Genomic DNA, 14885 nt, shown 5'->3' on the forward strand with positions numbered 1-14885 from the left:
TACTGATGGATCTTGTTTTGAAGTTACTGACGGATCACCCCCAGATTCTGACGGGTCAAAACGGTTATTTTTGCTCGATTCTGACGGGACAGATTTTGATGCGACAGATTCTGACGCATCAGGTTTTGAGGGAACAGATTTTGACGGGTCAGAATCTGCTGGTTGAGGAAATGTAATACGTGCCGCTGAAGCCAGCTTCTCAACATTCAGTTGATAGATATTACTGGCATTACGGTTGCCTTTACGACGCTTCTCTCTAGATAACCAAATGCGGATTGGTATTAACCCTATCCACTTTCTAACTACCCTGAATCAAAACAGGTTTTCACAACACTAAAACGGATTTTATCTATTTTATACTAAATGTTATTAATTTTATCGAATACTCAACATCCCAAAAAAATAAAAATAATTACAATAATTTACCTAACTGTAAAACTTTTGCAATATTATATGCCGCTTGTTGCACGTTCTCCGCCCCCTGCTTTAGCGCCTCATCTAACGGGCTTAATCTTGGCAAAATACTGAAAAAAGCATCGATACCTTCTTGGTGTAGTGCTTCAACGCCTTTACCTAATACACCACTTAATGCAATAACAGGGACATTGTGTTTGGCCGCAACCTTGGCTATTCCTAAAGGCGCTTTCCCCCCTGCCGTTTGCCCATCCATGCTACCTTCCCCCACAATAACCAAATCGGTATCAAAGATTTCTTGCTCTAACTTCACTGCATCAATAACGATATCAATGCCGGGTTTAAGCTTAGCATTCATAAATGCAGCGGCAGCAACAGATATCCCACCAGCAGCACCTCCGCCAGATAAATGCCTAAAATCATGCCCTTTAATTTGTTGGATAAGCTCAGCAAAACGATTTAAACCTTTTTCCAATTCCAATACCATTGAAGCCGTTGCCCCTTTTTGTGGCCCGAATATCATCGCAGCACCCCGCTCTCCAACCAGAGGATTATCTACATCACAAGCCACTTCGATCATACAGTGTTGCAATTGAGGAGACAGACTTGACGTATCAATCGTTGCGATATGATTTAAAACTTCACCGCCCAAACCAAGTTTATTTTGTTGATTATCATAAAAAACAACACCTAGGGCTTGAAGCATACCGACACCACCATCAACGGTTGCGCTACCGCCAATCCCTAAGATGATTTTTTTCACCCCTTTTTCAAGCGCATCTTGAATTAGCTGACCTGTTCCGTAACTCGTCGTCAGCATTGGATTACGCTGCTCTGGACTAACTAGCATTAATCCGCTGGCCTGAGCCATTTCAATAACAGCGGTTTCGCCATTGTGTAATAAACCATAGTAAGCACTTACCATATCCCCTAATGGGCCTTTAACCTCAAGTGATACTCGCTCACCACCTGCGGCTGCAATCAATGCATCAACAGTTCCTTCACCACCATCAGCAATCGGTAAACAAAGGTATTGGGCATCAGGGAATACACTTTTAAATCCTTTAGTTATGGCATTTGCGGCACATTCTGCACTCATGCTTTCCTTGAAAGAATCAGGGGCTATGATAATTTTCATATATGGCTACCTATAGAACGGTTAAGTAATCAGTTAAATAATATTGTTAATTTCGAAAAATATTATCGGTTATCAAAATACACATTCATTTTTACAAATGCGCGCATATTACTGATAAATAGATTAGCTTATTAAATTGAGAGAATTATATTCAGCACCACTTTCTAAAAAACGTTTTAGCACTGAGTATAGCCATTAACTTCTATTCGTCATTGTATCAAAAAAAAATAATTGATAAAGATTTAATTGGAAAAATTTTCCAATTATTTTTCATAAAAAAAATCAATAAGCTGCATTCAAATCAAAAGTAATAAAGCATTAAAACAAACTTAAAATGAATCAAACTTCATTAAAATCAAGAAGAAATAGAGTAAATTAACTTAAATTGAACAAAACATCTCAAAAAAAAATACAAAAAGAGAAATGACAAAAAACCAAACATTTCATAACGCATTGTTTATTATGTTATTTTGTCAAAAAAGCGCTCCAGATCTATTTTTTGGAAAAATTTTTTAAATTTATATTGCATCCATCAGTTAACGGTGGCTATATTGAGTTCAAGAATTAATTCCTGGGTAGTCAATATAATTAATTAAACTGACGCTAATAACTATATATAAACCATTAGTTATTAAGTTGATGTATATATAAAAAATAATATTATTTAAAAAATTAAAACAATAACTTTATTACTTTATTAAAAATTCGATTAGTTAAATCTCTCGCTTTCAAATTTAAATTATATGCGTGGAAGGACTCATATATGAACTATTCAGAAGAAAAAGAGATTTATCGTGAACGTGGTTATACAAATGATTTATTACCTAAAACACCGGAGCAACGAACATGGAAAACATTTAACTACTTTACGCTATGGATGGGTTCCGTACACAATGTCCCAAATTATCTAATGGTTGGCGGTTTTTTTATTCTAGGCCTTTCTACTTTGAACATTATGTTTGCCATCGCACTAAGCGCAATATGCATAGCTTTCGTTATGGTAATGAATGGTGCGGCGGGGTCTAAATATGGTATCCCATTCCCGATGCTACTTCGGGCATCTTATGGAATTAAAGGCTCACTCTTTCCTGGCGTATTAAGAGGCTGTATTGCTGCTATTATGTGGTTTGGCTTACAATGCTTTACTGGTTCATTAGCGCTATTAATATTAATCGGGAAAATTTGGCCTGAATTTTTAAATATAGGCAATGGTGAAACCTATATGGGGGTTACCATTCCAGCCTTTATTGTTTTCATCATTTTCTGGGCAATGAATGTTGCCATAGGACTAGGTGGAGGCAAGGTATTAAATAAACTTACTGCCATTCTTAACCCCTGTATTTATATTTTGTTTGGTGGTATGGCAATTTGGTCAGTTTCTTTAGTGGGCATTCAACCTATTTTGGATTATATCCCAAATGGTATTAGTGAAACGCCAAGTAAAGTATTCTTTTTCTTTATCGTTATTAATAGTGTTGTCGCTGTCTGGGCAGCTCCTGCGGTAAATGCTTCTGATTTCACTCAATATTCGACTAGTTTTAAACAACAAGCCATTGGACAAACCGCTGGCCTGTTAGTGGCTTACTTGCTCTTTGCCATTAGTAGCGTATGTATTTTAGCCGGCGCCAGTATTCACTACGGCGTTGATACATGGAACGTACTTGATATTGTTCAAAAATGGGATAGTTTATATGCCTCACTCTTTGCGGTAGTCGTTATTCTGATGGCGACAATTTCCACCAACGCTGCTGGTAATATTATTCCTGCAGGATACCAAATTGCTGCACTGTACCCATCCAAACTCACTTATCGTCACGGCGTTATTATTGCCAGCGTTATCAGCGTATTAATCATGCCTTGGAAACTAATTGAGAATCAGGACAGTATTTATACTTTCTTGGATATTATTGGCGGTATTTTAGGTCCAGTTATTGGTGTCATGCTATCGCATTATTTCATCGTAATGCGTACAAATATTAATTTAGATGTCTTATATACCCGTGCAGGCGATTATAAATTCTATGAGCACGGATTTAATATTACCGCTTTCGTTGTCACTGTTATTGCAGTTATTTTCTCCCTTGGTGGAAAATTCATTCCTGTATTAGAGCCTATATCACGAGTGTCTTGGTTTGCTGGCGTCATATTGGCCTTTGTTCTCTACTCTTTATTCAAAAAAGACACCACTAAGGTGGTTGAAAATAAAGTAAAAGCTACGAATGATTCAGATATCGGCATAAAAAACCCAGTGTAATCTGAATTAAATACCCTATTCAGCCCGTTTTAATATATTGAAAACACGCTGAACAGTAATGTTAATAAATGAAATTATAATCTTATCTAAGGAATACCCTATGTCATACGATTTAATCATTAAAAACGGTACTGTCATTCTTGAAAACGAAGCAATTAAAACAGATGTCGCGGTAAAAAATGGAAAAATTGCCGCTATTGGCTCTGGTTTATCTGGTGCAAAAGAAGAAATAAACGCCGAAGGCCTAGTCGTTTCACCAGGTATGGTTGACTCTCATGCCCACATTTCGGAACCAGGAAGAACACATTGGGAAGGCTATGAAACAGGGACGCGTTCAGCAGCAAAAGGTGGCATCACAACTATCATCGAAATGCCATTAAATCAGCTACCTGCAACTGTTGACCGTGAAAGTATTCAAATAAAATTCGACGCTGCCGCAGGTAAACTGTCAGTAGATGCAGCCCAATTTGGCGGTTTAGTCTCTTATAATCTCGATAGACTGCACGAGCTAGATGAAGTGGGTGTTGTTGGCTTCAAATGCTTTGTTGCCACCTGTGGTGACAAAACTATTGATAATGACTTCCGTGATGTTGATGACTTTCAGTTTTTACGTGGTGCAGAAATTATCAGTAAATTTAACGACTCTCGTGTATTAGTTCACTGTGAAAATGCATCAATCTGTGATGAATTAGGTCGAGAAGCTGAAGCTCAAGGACGCATAACTGCTCACGACTATGTAGCCTCGCGCCCTGTATATACTGAAATTGAGGCAATTCGCCGCGTGCTATATCTGGCAAAAGTGGCTAATTGCCCAATACATATTTGCCATATCAGTAGCCCTGAAGGCATTGCTGAAGTGACTAAGGCACGTAATGAAGGACAGGATGTTACCTCAGAATCTTGCCCTCACTATTTTGCCTTAACAACTAATCAGTTTGAAAAAATTGGTAATTTAGCAAAATGCTCACCACCGATTCGTGATGAAGCGAACCAAGAAGGCATGTGGGAAAAACTGTTTAATGGTGAAATCGACTGTTTAGGTTCTGACCACTCACCATGCCCACCAGATATGAAAGCGGGTCATGTATTCAAAGCTTGGGGTGGAATTGCAGGGATGCAAAGCTGTGTTGACTTGATGTTTGATGAAGCAGTGCAAAAACGTGGAATGGAACTCCCATTATTTGCCAAATTAATGGCAACTAATGCAGCTAAGATCTTCGGCCTTAAGCATAAAGGCTCCATTACCGTTGGTAAAGATGCAGATTTCGTGTTCATCAAGCCAAACTCACCTTATGAATTAAAAGCTCAAGATTTAGAGTATCGCCATAAAGTCAGCCCTTATGTAGGGCGCAAAATAGGTGCACAAGTTGCACGCACTATTTTACGCGGAGAAACTATCTACGATATTAATACTGGTGTTCGTGAAACGCCTATCGGGCAATTTATTTTAAAACACCAACAGTAATATGATGTAAATAATACAGCACACTCTTTACTGAGTGTGCTGTATTGTTATTTATAACAGGATGTAATTTATGTTTAGTTTGAACAAAGATAATATGTTATCAGGCTTGCAATGGTTCTTTTTTATTTTCTGTAATACAGTCGTTATACCTCCTACATTACAATCTGCATTTCATCTGAGCAATGCCACCACTTACACAATTACCCAGTATGCTTTTTTAGCCACATCACTGGCTTGCTTAATTCAAGCTATTTTCGGACACAAGCGCTCTATCATGGAAGGTCCTGCGGGGCTGTGGTGGGGAACGATTTTATCTGTTGCATTTGCAGAGTCTGCTCAAGGAACACCATTAGAGGTTATTGGTGGTAGTTTTGCAGTGGGAATTGCCATTGCAGGGATCATCACTGTCATTATCGGTTTGAGTGGAGCAGGAAAGTATTTGGCTCTGCTATTTTCGCCTGGTGTGATGGCAGTATTCATGCTGTTACTCGGCGCTAACTTAATTACTATTTTTTTAAAAGGTATGTTGGGCTTACCTTTTAGTGCCACAACAGATATTGTCCATATTAATTTCAATACATTCTTGTTAGCTTTATTTATCATGGTATTGATCATTGGAATTATTGTCTTACTCCCTCGTCATATTAATAAATATGCTGTACTGATTGGCTCAATATTGGGTTGGTTATTATTTTCAGTTATCTTTCGAAGTGGCTCAACAGGCGTGAGTGGCATTGGCTGGCAGCTATTCCCTCTCGGAAAAATTGAAACTATCAATTATGGTATTGTCACAACCTGTGTTATTGCCTCACTACTAAATACGTCCAATACGTTTGGCGCGATTAAGGGAACAGATTTATTTCATCCAGATTCGCCAGCAACGCCAGCCATGTATCGTCGTAGTTTTATTAGTTCTGGTGCGCTCACTTTTGCCTGTTCACCACTAGGAATTGTGCCTTTCGCGCCATTTGTTTCTTCAATAGGGCTCATTACTCAAACCAACGATTTTAGTAAAAAGCCCTTTATTATTGGTAGTTTGTTATTCTTTGTTATTAGTTTCGTTCCCGTTTTGTCAGGGTTCTTTTCTACCTTTCCTTTAGTGATCAGTAGTACCGTGATGATGGTCACTTACTTACCTCTGCTTTGGTCTTCTTTGTTATTTATTCGTATTTTAGATTTAAACCCGCGCAATATTTATCGGCTTGCTTTGCCTATTTTTATTGGCATATTTTTGATGAGTGTTCCTCCAACTTACATGCAAGATATTCCATTGATAGTAAGGCCTATCATCACAAATGGGTTATTAATGGGAATTATTATTTCTATTATTCTTGAAAATATATTTAAGTGGGATGCTATAAAATAGAAAAGATAAATAAGTAAGATTTTATAGAGGTAATATGCATTAATTATATTACCTCTTTTTTATTCACTTAATGCTATGCAAAAAAAAAGCCCCAGATACATGGGGCAAATAAACGACTAGTTAAACTGCTTACTACTTACATTTACACTTAAAACATGAGGATCATTACATTCAAACAATTAGACTAAGTATTAGTCTCCTAATTTATGGTTAGCCATAATTTCAATTGCCTTGATTAAGGCTGAATGGTCATTATCTTGACCGCCATGTGCGGCACATAAATTGAAGAGTTCCTGACAGGTCGCGGTATTCGGTAAGCTCATCGATAATGCCTTCGCACCCTGTAAAGCAAGATTTAAGTCTTTTTGATGTAAAGAGATCCTAAATCCTGGGTCAAATATGCGTTTTACCATGCGCTCGCCATGAACTTCAAGGATACGCGAGGATGCAAATCCGCCCATTAATGCTTCACGAACGCGTGCAGGATTGGCCCCTGCTTTTGACGCAAAAACTAATGCTTCAGAAACAGCTTCAATGGTTAATGCAACGATAATTTGGTTGGCAACCTTACAGGTTTGCCCATCCCCATTTCCGCCCACCAAACTGATATTTTTACCCATTAATTCAAATAGCGGTTTTACCTTAGCAAAAGTCGAGTCTTCACCACCCACCATAATGCTTAATGTGCCTTGCTTAGCGCCAACTTCACCACCGGAAACCGGTGCATCTAAATACTGGCCACCTAATTCATTGACTTTTCTAGCGTATTCTTTGGTTTCAATCGGGGATATGGAGCTCATATCCACAATGATTTTGCCTTTCAACGCTGTAGATGCACAGCCGTTCTCACCAAATAGTACCTCCCCAACGTGAGGGGTATCTGGCACCATAACAAAGATAACATCAGCGTTTTCAGTCACTTCTTTAGCTGATGAAAATGTCTTTGCCCCTTCATCTGTAAGATAAGCCGGAATTTGCCCACGAGTATTTACAGCTAGCTCATGACCACCCTTTAATAAGTTAGCAGCCATTGGGCCACCCATAATTCCTAAACCGATAAAGCCTAATTTCATGATACTCTCCTAATTATAAATACGGTTTCATCCAGCCTAAACCCGCTTCTGTTGTTGTCGCAGGCTTATATTCGCAACCGATCCAGCCTGTGAAGCCCATCTGTTCTAGCTGTTTAAATAAATAGGTATAATTAATCTCACCCGTTCCTGGCTCATGACGGCCAGGGTTATCTGCGAGTTGAATGTGGCAAATATGCTTTAATAAACGTTTCATTGTCTCAGTTAGCTCACCTTCCATTCGCTGCATATGGTAAATGTCATATTGGAAGTAAATATTGGCATGACCGACACGCTTAATTACATCTTCGACCTGAGCTGATTTATTCAAATAGAAACCTGGAATATCGTATGTATTCACAGCTTCTACCAGTAAACGTATATTCTCTTTTTCTAACTGCTCAGCCGCATAACGAAGATTTGCTACGAGGGTTTCCATCGTTTTTTCTTCACTAAGAGATGAGTCTTTACGCCCCACTAAGCAGTTAATTTGTTTACAATTCAAGACGTTTGCATATTCAATTGCTTTTTTGACGCCTTCTTGAAACTCTTTTTGCCTTTCAGGCAAACAAGCAATGCCTCTTTCGCCACCATTCCAATCACCCGCTGGAAGGTTAAAAAGAACTTGAGTCAGTTTATTTTCATCTAACTCTTGCTTGATAGACTGTGCTGGAAAATCATAAGGAAACATATATTCTACGGCTTTGAAGCCATTTTTAGCCGCCAATTTAAAGCGCTGCATAAACTCTGCTTCAGTAAATAACATGGATAAGTTAGCTGCAAACTTGGTCATTTTCTCGCATCCTTATTTATATTGATAAAATGCGGTCGCGGTTGGCGCATCGGCTTCAGAAGTTGCTATCTCTTCGAATTCAGTCACATTATCCAACTCGGTTCCCATGGAGATATTTGTGACGCGCTCTAGAATGATTTCCACAACAACAGGCACACTGAATTCTTTCATGAGTTTTTCAGCTTGTTTGAATGCTGGCGCAATATCTTCTGGTTTAAAGACACGAATAGCTTTACAACCTAAGCCTTCAACCACTTTGACGTGATCAACACCGTATTCACCAATGGCATCATTATTGATATTTTCAAAGGAAAGCTGGACGCAATAATCCATATCAAAGCCACGTTGTGATTGACGGATCAGACCTAAGTAAGCGTTGTTCACTAATACATGGATATATGGCAATTTGAACTGAGCCCCGACCGCCAATTCTTCAATCATAAATTGGAAGTCATAATCCCCTGATACGGCAACGACCTTACGTTTAGGATCAGCGGCACATACCCCTAATGCAGCAGGTAAAGTCCAACCTAATGGGCCCGCTTGACCGCAGTTGATCCAGTGACGCGGTTTAAAGATATGCAACATTTGAGCGGCTGCAATTTGCGATAAACCAATGGTTGTGACATAGCAAACATCGCGGCCAAATGTTTTGTTCATTTCCTCATAAACACGCTGTGGCTTCACAGGTACATTGTCAAAATGCGTTTTACGTAACAGAGTACGTTTACGCGCTTGGCACTCATCTACCCATTTGCTGTAATCAGGTAAAGCCCCCGCTTGTTTACGTGCTTTTGCTCGCTCAACCAAGAGCGCTAACGCCGCTTTAGCATCGGAGACAATCCCTAAATCAGGGCAGAAAATACGGCCAATTTGTGTAGGCTCGATATCAATATGTACTGTTTTACGGTCACCAACATATTTTTCTACAGAACCAGTGTGTCGGTTCGCCCAGCGGTTACCGACGCCTAATAAGAAATCAGATTCTAATAAAGTGGCATTTCCATAACGGTGAGCCGTTTGTAAGCCCACCATACCTGCCATTAATTTGTGGTCATCAGGGATAGTTCCCCAACCCATTAAAGTTGGAATGACTGGCACGTTACAGATTTCAGCTAACTCTTGCAGCTTATCTGCCGCGTCCGCGTTAATAACGCCGCCACCGGAGATAATCAGTGGCTTTTTCGACGCGAATAACATATCCAGTGTTTTATCAACCTGAGCAACTGTTGCCGCTGGCTTGTAAGCAGGTAATGGTTCATAAGTCTCTGGGTCAAACTCAATTTCAGCGACTTGCACATCAAAAGGTAGGTCAATTAATACGGGTCCAGGACGACCAGAACGCATTAAATGAAAAGCTTGCTGCAATACTCGAGGAACCAATGCGGGCTCTAACACCGTTGTAGCCATTTTGGTGACCGGTTTTGCGATAGACTCGATATCGACTGCTTGGAAATCTTCTTTATGCAATTTAGCTCTTGGTGCTTGGCCTGTAATGCACAAAATAGGAATTGAATCAGCAGAGGCGGAATATAATGCTGTGATCATATCCGTTCCCGCAGGACCTGATGTACCAAGACACATTCCAATGTTACCCGGATTTGCTCTCGTGTATCCCTCAGCCATATGAGAAGCACCTTCTACGTGACGAGCAAGATAGTGTTTGATTCCACCATGCTTACGCATCGCACTATAGAATGGGTTTATTGCGGCTCCAGGAACACCGAATGCGGTTGTGATCCCTTCTTTTTCCAGTACATACATTGCAGCATCAACTGCGCGCATCTTAGCCATAACAACTCCTATTTGGAAAATTTTTCCAACTTTATTTTTTGTCTAAAAAAACCGTTTTAAAAACGGATTATCTATGTATTCTGTACTCGTTGGTTGGTCAGCTCATTGATCACCTGCTAACCACCTGTTAAATAGCCTCTTTTTAGCGGATGATTAACACCCGCTGATCTCTGGTCTTTATGATTGGCGCTCACCTAATGCCGCGCTGATATCCGCAGCAACGTCACGAACCAGTTCCCCTAGCTCAGTAAAACGTTCTTCAGTTACCCTTGCACTAGGGCCCGAAATAGATATTGCTGCTATCACTGAATTATTACGATCAAATATAGGTGCCGCTAAACAATTAAGACCCAGAGCATGTTCTTCATTATCAATGACATAACCCAGTTCTTGATAATGCCCTAACGCCTTTCTCAACACATTAATGCTGGTGATAGTTTTAGGGGTGAATTCTTGTAAACCAGAGCGTGTGACAAGCTCTAACATTTCCTCTTCATCAAGTGGGAACAATAATGCCTTCCCAGCCCCTGATGCATGTAATGGTAAACGACTCCCCAACGGTGCACACATTCTCACTAACGCATGACATTCGCATTGGCGAATTAAAACAGCATCTAAATTATTACGAATAGCCAAGTTTGCCGTTTCCCCTGATAGCAACATTAGCCTGCGCATAAATGGCCCAGCAACTGATACGACGTCCCTATCATTCATATATGTGGCCCCAACTGTGAATGATTGCAGACCGATATGCCACCAGCCAAGCTGTGAGTCTTGAAAAATAAACTCTGATTGCTCAAGGACTTTCAGCAAGCGAAATGTCGTTGATAAAGGCAAACCTAACTGCTCAGATAAAACAGAGACTGATGAGCTACCACCTGAGTTAGCCAGAAATTGAAGAATATCTAACCCGCGCTCAAGTGCTTGCGCACCTTTTGGCGAACTTTTATCTGTCTGTGGTCTTCCTTTTGTGCGTGGTTCAGTCATTTATTTTTACCTTTTATGTTTGCTATCGGCAGAAAGGAATTATATTACCTAGCCCTTATTGCCCAATAGAGTAGTTAAGGAAAAACTATTTGACAAGGCTCAGGGAGATCCTTAACGACACAATTGTCAGCACCGCCTCTATCTACCGTTAAAAAATCCGTTTGTGATTGAAATGCATAAATCGGATGATGCCAAACATCACGGTGATAGTTTACACCCTGCTTACCATTGGTGATAAATGCTCGTAAGGTATCAACTGGGATATCATCCCCTGGCTCAGCAACCACCACAATGAAACGCTCACCATTCATTGGGATAAAAGCTTGGCTGGAAAGCGGATGCTTTTCTAAAAGCTTAACATTCATTGGCATATCAATAGGTTCTGAACGGCTAATACTCATCAGAACGGGACTTGCATCTGTAATCTCTGCCTTACCTAAAGCATGATAACGTTCTGTCGTACCATCATTGATATGAAAAAATTCAGATCCTTCAACTTGGATGACGTCTCCATAGGGGGCAAACGCTTCCGGTGTCAGATCAGATAGAACAAGTTCCATTATTTTCTCCTAACACACTAAAAATTTTAAGCCACTATTTTGTACAACCACCTACATGACAAAATCAGTTTATCAGGTTGTATTACATTTAACATCATTTTTTGGAAAATTTTTCCATAAAAAATCACAGGTCACAGTTTTTCATTTTATTTTATATATAATTCCTTAATATTCAGTAAGATAATAATTACTAACAATTCTCCAGAATTTATACTTATCACTTTCAATTATGATGAAGCCTACTTAATGGATGACGTGAAACAAAATGCAGATCTAAAAAATATTATAAATTGGTTTTTCCTTTGACTTTAGGGAGATACAAACATGTTAGATCAAGAAACGATGACAACCTTTATCACTGTTGCGCAGTGTCAGAGCTTTTCTCAAGCCGCAAAACAACTCTACAAAAGTACTGCAACTATCAGTTACCGGATCAAAATCTTAGAAGAATATGTTGGAGTCCAGCTTTTCACTCGAACGACACGAACCGTTAACCTAACATCTGCGGGGGAATATCTCCTTGAACATTGCCGCGAATGGTATAACTGGTTAAGTAATATGCCAAATCAGTTACGGCTGATTAATGAAGGTGTCGAGCAAGAAATTACGATTGCAATTAATAACTTACTCTATGAGCCAAATGCCGTCGCTGACCTACTCCAACACCTAACCGAGCGCTTTCCTTTCACCCGCCTTAATATCACTCGGCAAGTGTATATGGGGGTATGGGATGCCCTACTCAGTAACAAATGTGATATTGCAATCGGTGTCCCAGGTTCTGAATCATTGGACAGCGACATGAATACCTTGTTTTTAGGCAAAATCAATTGGGTCTTTGCAGTTGCCAATCAACACCCACTTGCCTCTATTGATGGTATTCTTAGCGATGAACAACTGCGTTGTTACCCGACTATCAATGTGGAAGATACCTCGCAAGTTTTATCCAAACGCACTGCATGGCTATTATCAGGCCAACGAGAAATCAAAGTGCCTGATATGAAAACCAAAGTACTCTGTCACCTAAAAGGAACGGGGATCGGCTTTTTACCTGCCTCTATTTGCAAACCCTATATTCAAAACCAACAACTGATTGAGAAATCAATAAAAAGGCCTAGAAGACCGTCCCCCTTATCCTTAGCTTGGAATAGCAATCAGCAAGGGGAAGTATTAAAAACGGTCGTGAAACTGTTCAAACTGCGCGATCCCATCATCCAAAGCTTGCTGAGCCCAATTGACCCAGCAACAAAATAACGTTGAATGAATTACAAAATATCCAGATATTGCTTATGTGTTGGCGGTGGAAAGCTTTCATCCAATAAAGCAATATCGTCGTTGTCTAATACTAACTGGCAAGCGTGCGCATTTTGCAACATATGCGCCCTGCTACCTGACTCAGGAATAGCAACGATCCCATCGCCACGGATCACCCACGCTAATGCAACCGTTGCTGGCACGACCTGATATTTTTGCGCAATCATCTTCAACGTTGGATGTCTAAGTAATTGATTGCCGCTGCCGAGTGGTGAATAAGCCATTAATGGCATTTTTTTATGCCGACACCAGTTAAGTAATGAATAATCAATACCGCGGCTACCAAGGTTATATAGCACCTGATTTGTCGCACAATAACGTCCACCCGCGAGGTGATCGTACATATCTTGCAGTTCATTGATATCAAAGTTAGATATTCCCCAATAACGAATTTTCCCAGCAGATTGCAGTTTTTCGAAACCATTAATAGTCTCTTCGAGAGGAATATCGCCAGCCCAATGCAGCAAGTAAAGATCAAGCCTATCCGTTTTTAACCGGCGTAAAGATGCCTCACAAGCATTAACTAATGCTTTACCTCCGGCATTGAAGGGATAAACTTTTGATACTAAAAACGTTTCATCGCGTCGTCCTGAAATTGCTTTACCAATTAACTGTTCAGAAGCCCCATTGCCATACATTTCAGCGCTATCAATTAATTTTAAGCCTACATCAAGGCCTGCTTGTATCGCTTCAATTTCTTCTTTTGCACTTTTCCGCTGCTGCCCCAAATTCCAACTACCCATGCCAATTGCGGGTAAAACATCATGACCAAATGAAACGTTTTTCATTAATACTTCCTTGATTATCAAAGCAATTAATCACTATGGTATAATTCTAGTGCCTGCCTCTCCTTTCAAGATAGCATCTATTTGCTTTAACGCACCAATATAAGCAGGTTTACCAGAACGCTGTACAAAACGGCTGACCGCCATCAATTTCGGTCCCATAGAACCATCATCAATTGCCATAGGGGCAACCTCTGCTACCGTTGCGCATCTAATCACGCTTTGCTCAGGAGTTCCCCAATTCCGATAGACGGCATCCGCATCGGTTAGAATAATTAGGTGGTCAGACTCAAGCACTTCTGCTAATAGTGCGGAGGATAAATCTTTATCGATAACCACCTCACTCCCACAAAATCCATTATCCTGCTGAATAACAGGAACACCACCGCCACCATTACAGATGACAATATGCTTTTGATCTAATAAGCATTTGATGGCATCAATTTCCAGAATGGCTTTAGGTTGAGGAGATGGAACAACCCGACGATAATATTTGCCATCGGGTTTAATCGCCCAACCTAGCTCAGCTTCTAAGCTTTCTTTTTCCTGCTTGTCATACACAGGGCCAATGTATTTAGTGGGGTTTTGATAAGCAGGGTCATTGCTATCAACTTCAACACGAGTGAGCAGCGTTGCTACTGGCTGTTTAGGGTGCTTGCGTCCCAGTTCTTGCATCAGCATATATCCAATCATTCCCTGACTTTCGGCCACTAAAATATCCAAAGGATAAGCAGGAACATCGGTATAAGCTAAATTTTGCAAGGCCAATAGCCCGACTTGAGGCCCATTGCCATGTACAATCACCACACGATATTTTTGTGCAAGTTGCCCCAAAGTACCCGCAATCGATGCGATAGCTTGGTATTGATTTTCAGCGGAAAGCACTTCTCCACGCTGCAGTAATGCATTGCCACCTAAGGCGATAACAATAGTTTCCATGTTTGTCCT

The 14885-nt window shown here is 40.2% G+C and carries 12 protein-coding genes; 4 read left to right on the forward strand and 8 right to left on the reverse strand.

Annotated features, from left to right (window positions below; translation table 11 throughout):
• Positions 1-412: 412 nt before the first annotated feature.
• Entirely contained in the window at positions 413-1552 is a 1140-nt protein-coding gene (locus PSF09_RS10300) for a glycerate kinase (protein WP_004261517.1), read from the reverse strand.
• A gap of 763 nt (positions 1553-2315) precedes the next feature.
• On the opposite strand from PSF09_RS10300, the gene PSF09_RS10305 reads away from it, so the two are divergent.
• The 3 genes from PSF09_RS10305 to PSF09_RS10315 all read left to right on the forward strand — a co-directional run bounded on the left by PSF09_RS10305 (position 2316) and on the right by PSF09_RS10315 (position 6637).
• A complete protein-coding gene (locus tag PSF09_RS10305) occupies positions 2316-3806 on the forward strand; it encodes an allantoin transporter (protein WP_272683858.1) in 1491 nt (496 codons plus the stop codon).
• Between the two features lie 100 nt (positions 3807-3906).
• Positions 3907-5271 carry an allantoinase AllB gene (allB, locus tag PSF09_RS10310; RefSeq protein WP_272683859.1) on the forward strand — a complete coding sequence of 455 codons (1365 nt, stop codon included), beginning with the start codon at positions 3907-3909 and terminating at the stop codon, positions 5269-5271.
• A 70-nt stretch (positions 5272-5341) separates the two neighbouring features.
• Positions 5342-6637, forward strand: a complete 1296-nt coding sequence (locus PSF09_RS10315) for a uracil/xanthine transporter (RefSeq protein ID WP_004261525.1) — start codon at positions 5342-5344, stop codon at positions 6635-6637.
• Between the two features lie 191 nt (positions 6638-6828).
• Here the strand turns inward: PSF09_RS10315 and glxR are convergent, their stop codons facing one another.
• The 5 genes from glxR to PSF09_RS10340 form a co-directional block, all read right to left on the reverse strand.
• Positions 6829-7710 (reverse strand): 2-hydroxy-3-oxopropionate reductase, encoded by an 882-nt coding sequence (glxR, locus tag PSF09_RS10320; RefSeq protein WP_094962124.1) that lies wholly within the window; start codon positions 7708-7710, stop codon positions 6829-6831.
• A gap of 13 nt (positions 7711-7723) precedes the next feature.
• Positions 7724-8500, reverse strand: a complete 777-nt coding sequence (gene hyi / locus PSF09_RS10325; protein ID WP_004261532.1) for a hydroxypyruvate isomerase — start codon at positions 8498-8500, stop codon at positions 7724-7726.
• 12 nt (positions 8501-8512) lie between these two features.
• Positions 8513-10294, reverse strand: a complete 1782-nt coding sequence (gcl, locus tag PSF09_RS10330) for a glyoxylate carboligase (protein WP_004261535.1) — start codon at positions 10292-10294, stop codon at positions 8513-8515.
• Positions 10295-10471: 177 nt separating this feature from the next.
• On the reverse strand, positions 10472-11281 hold the full coding sequence (locus tag PSF09_RS10335; RefSeq protein ID WP_094962123.1) for an IclR family transcriptional regulator domain-containing protein: 810 nt from the start codon (positions 11279-11281) through the stop codon (positions 10472-10474).
• Between the two features lie 74 nt (positions 11282-11355).
• Complete coding sequence (locus PSF09_RS10340) at positions 11356-11841, reverse strand: ureidoglycolate lyase (protein ID WP_004261541.1); 486 nt, start codon at positions 11839-11841, stop codon at positions 11356-11358.
• A gap of 324 nt (positions 11842-12165) precedes the next feature.
• On the opposite strand from PSF09_RS10340, the gene allS reads away from it, so the two are divergent.
• Positions 12166-13092, forward strand: coding sequence for an HTH-type transcriptional activator AllS (gene allS, locus PSF09_RS10345; protein WP_196719142.1), 927 nt, complete (start codon positions 12166-12168; stop codon positions 13090-13092).
• Positions 13093-13103: 11 nt separating this feature from the next.
• On the opposite strand, the gene PSF09_RS10350 is transcribed toward allS, so the two are convergent.
• Both PSF09_RS10350 and PSF09_RS10355 read right to left on the reverse strand, forming a co-directional pair.
• A complete protein-coding gene (locus tag PSF09_RS10350; protein ID WP_004261547.1) occupies positions 13104-13940 on the reverse strand; it encodes an aldo/keto reductase in 837 nt (278 codons plus the stop codon).
• A gap of 33 nt (positions 13941-13973) precedes the next feature.
• A complete protein-coding gene (locus PSF09_RS10355) occupies positions 13974-14876 on the reverse strand; it encodes a carbamate kinase (protein ID WP_104872849.1) in 903 nt (300 codons plus the stop codon).
• Positions 14877-14885: the final 9 nt, after the last annotated feature.

The organism is Providencia sp. PROV141 (genome assembly GCF_028481645.1).
In the GTDB taxonomy this organism is placed as follows: Bacteria; Pseudomonadota; Gammaproteobacteria; order Enterobacterales; family Enterobacteriaceae; genus Providencia; species Providencia rettgeri.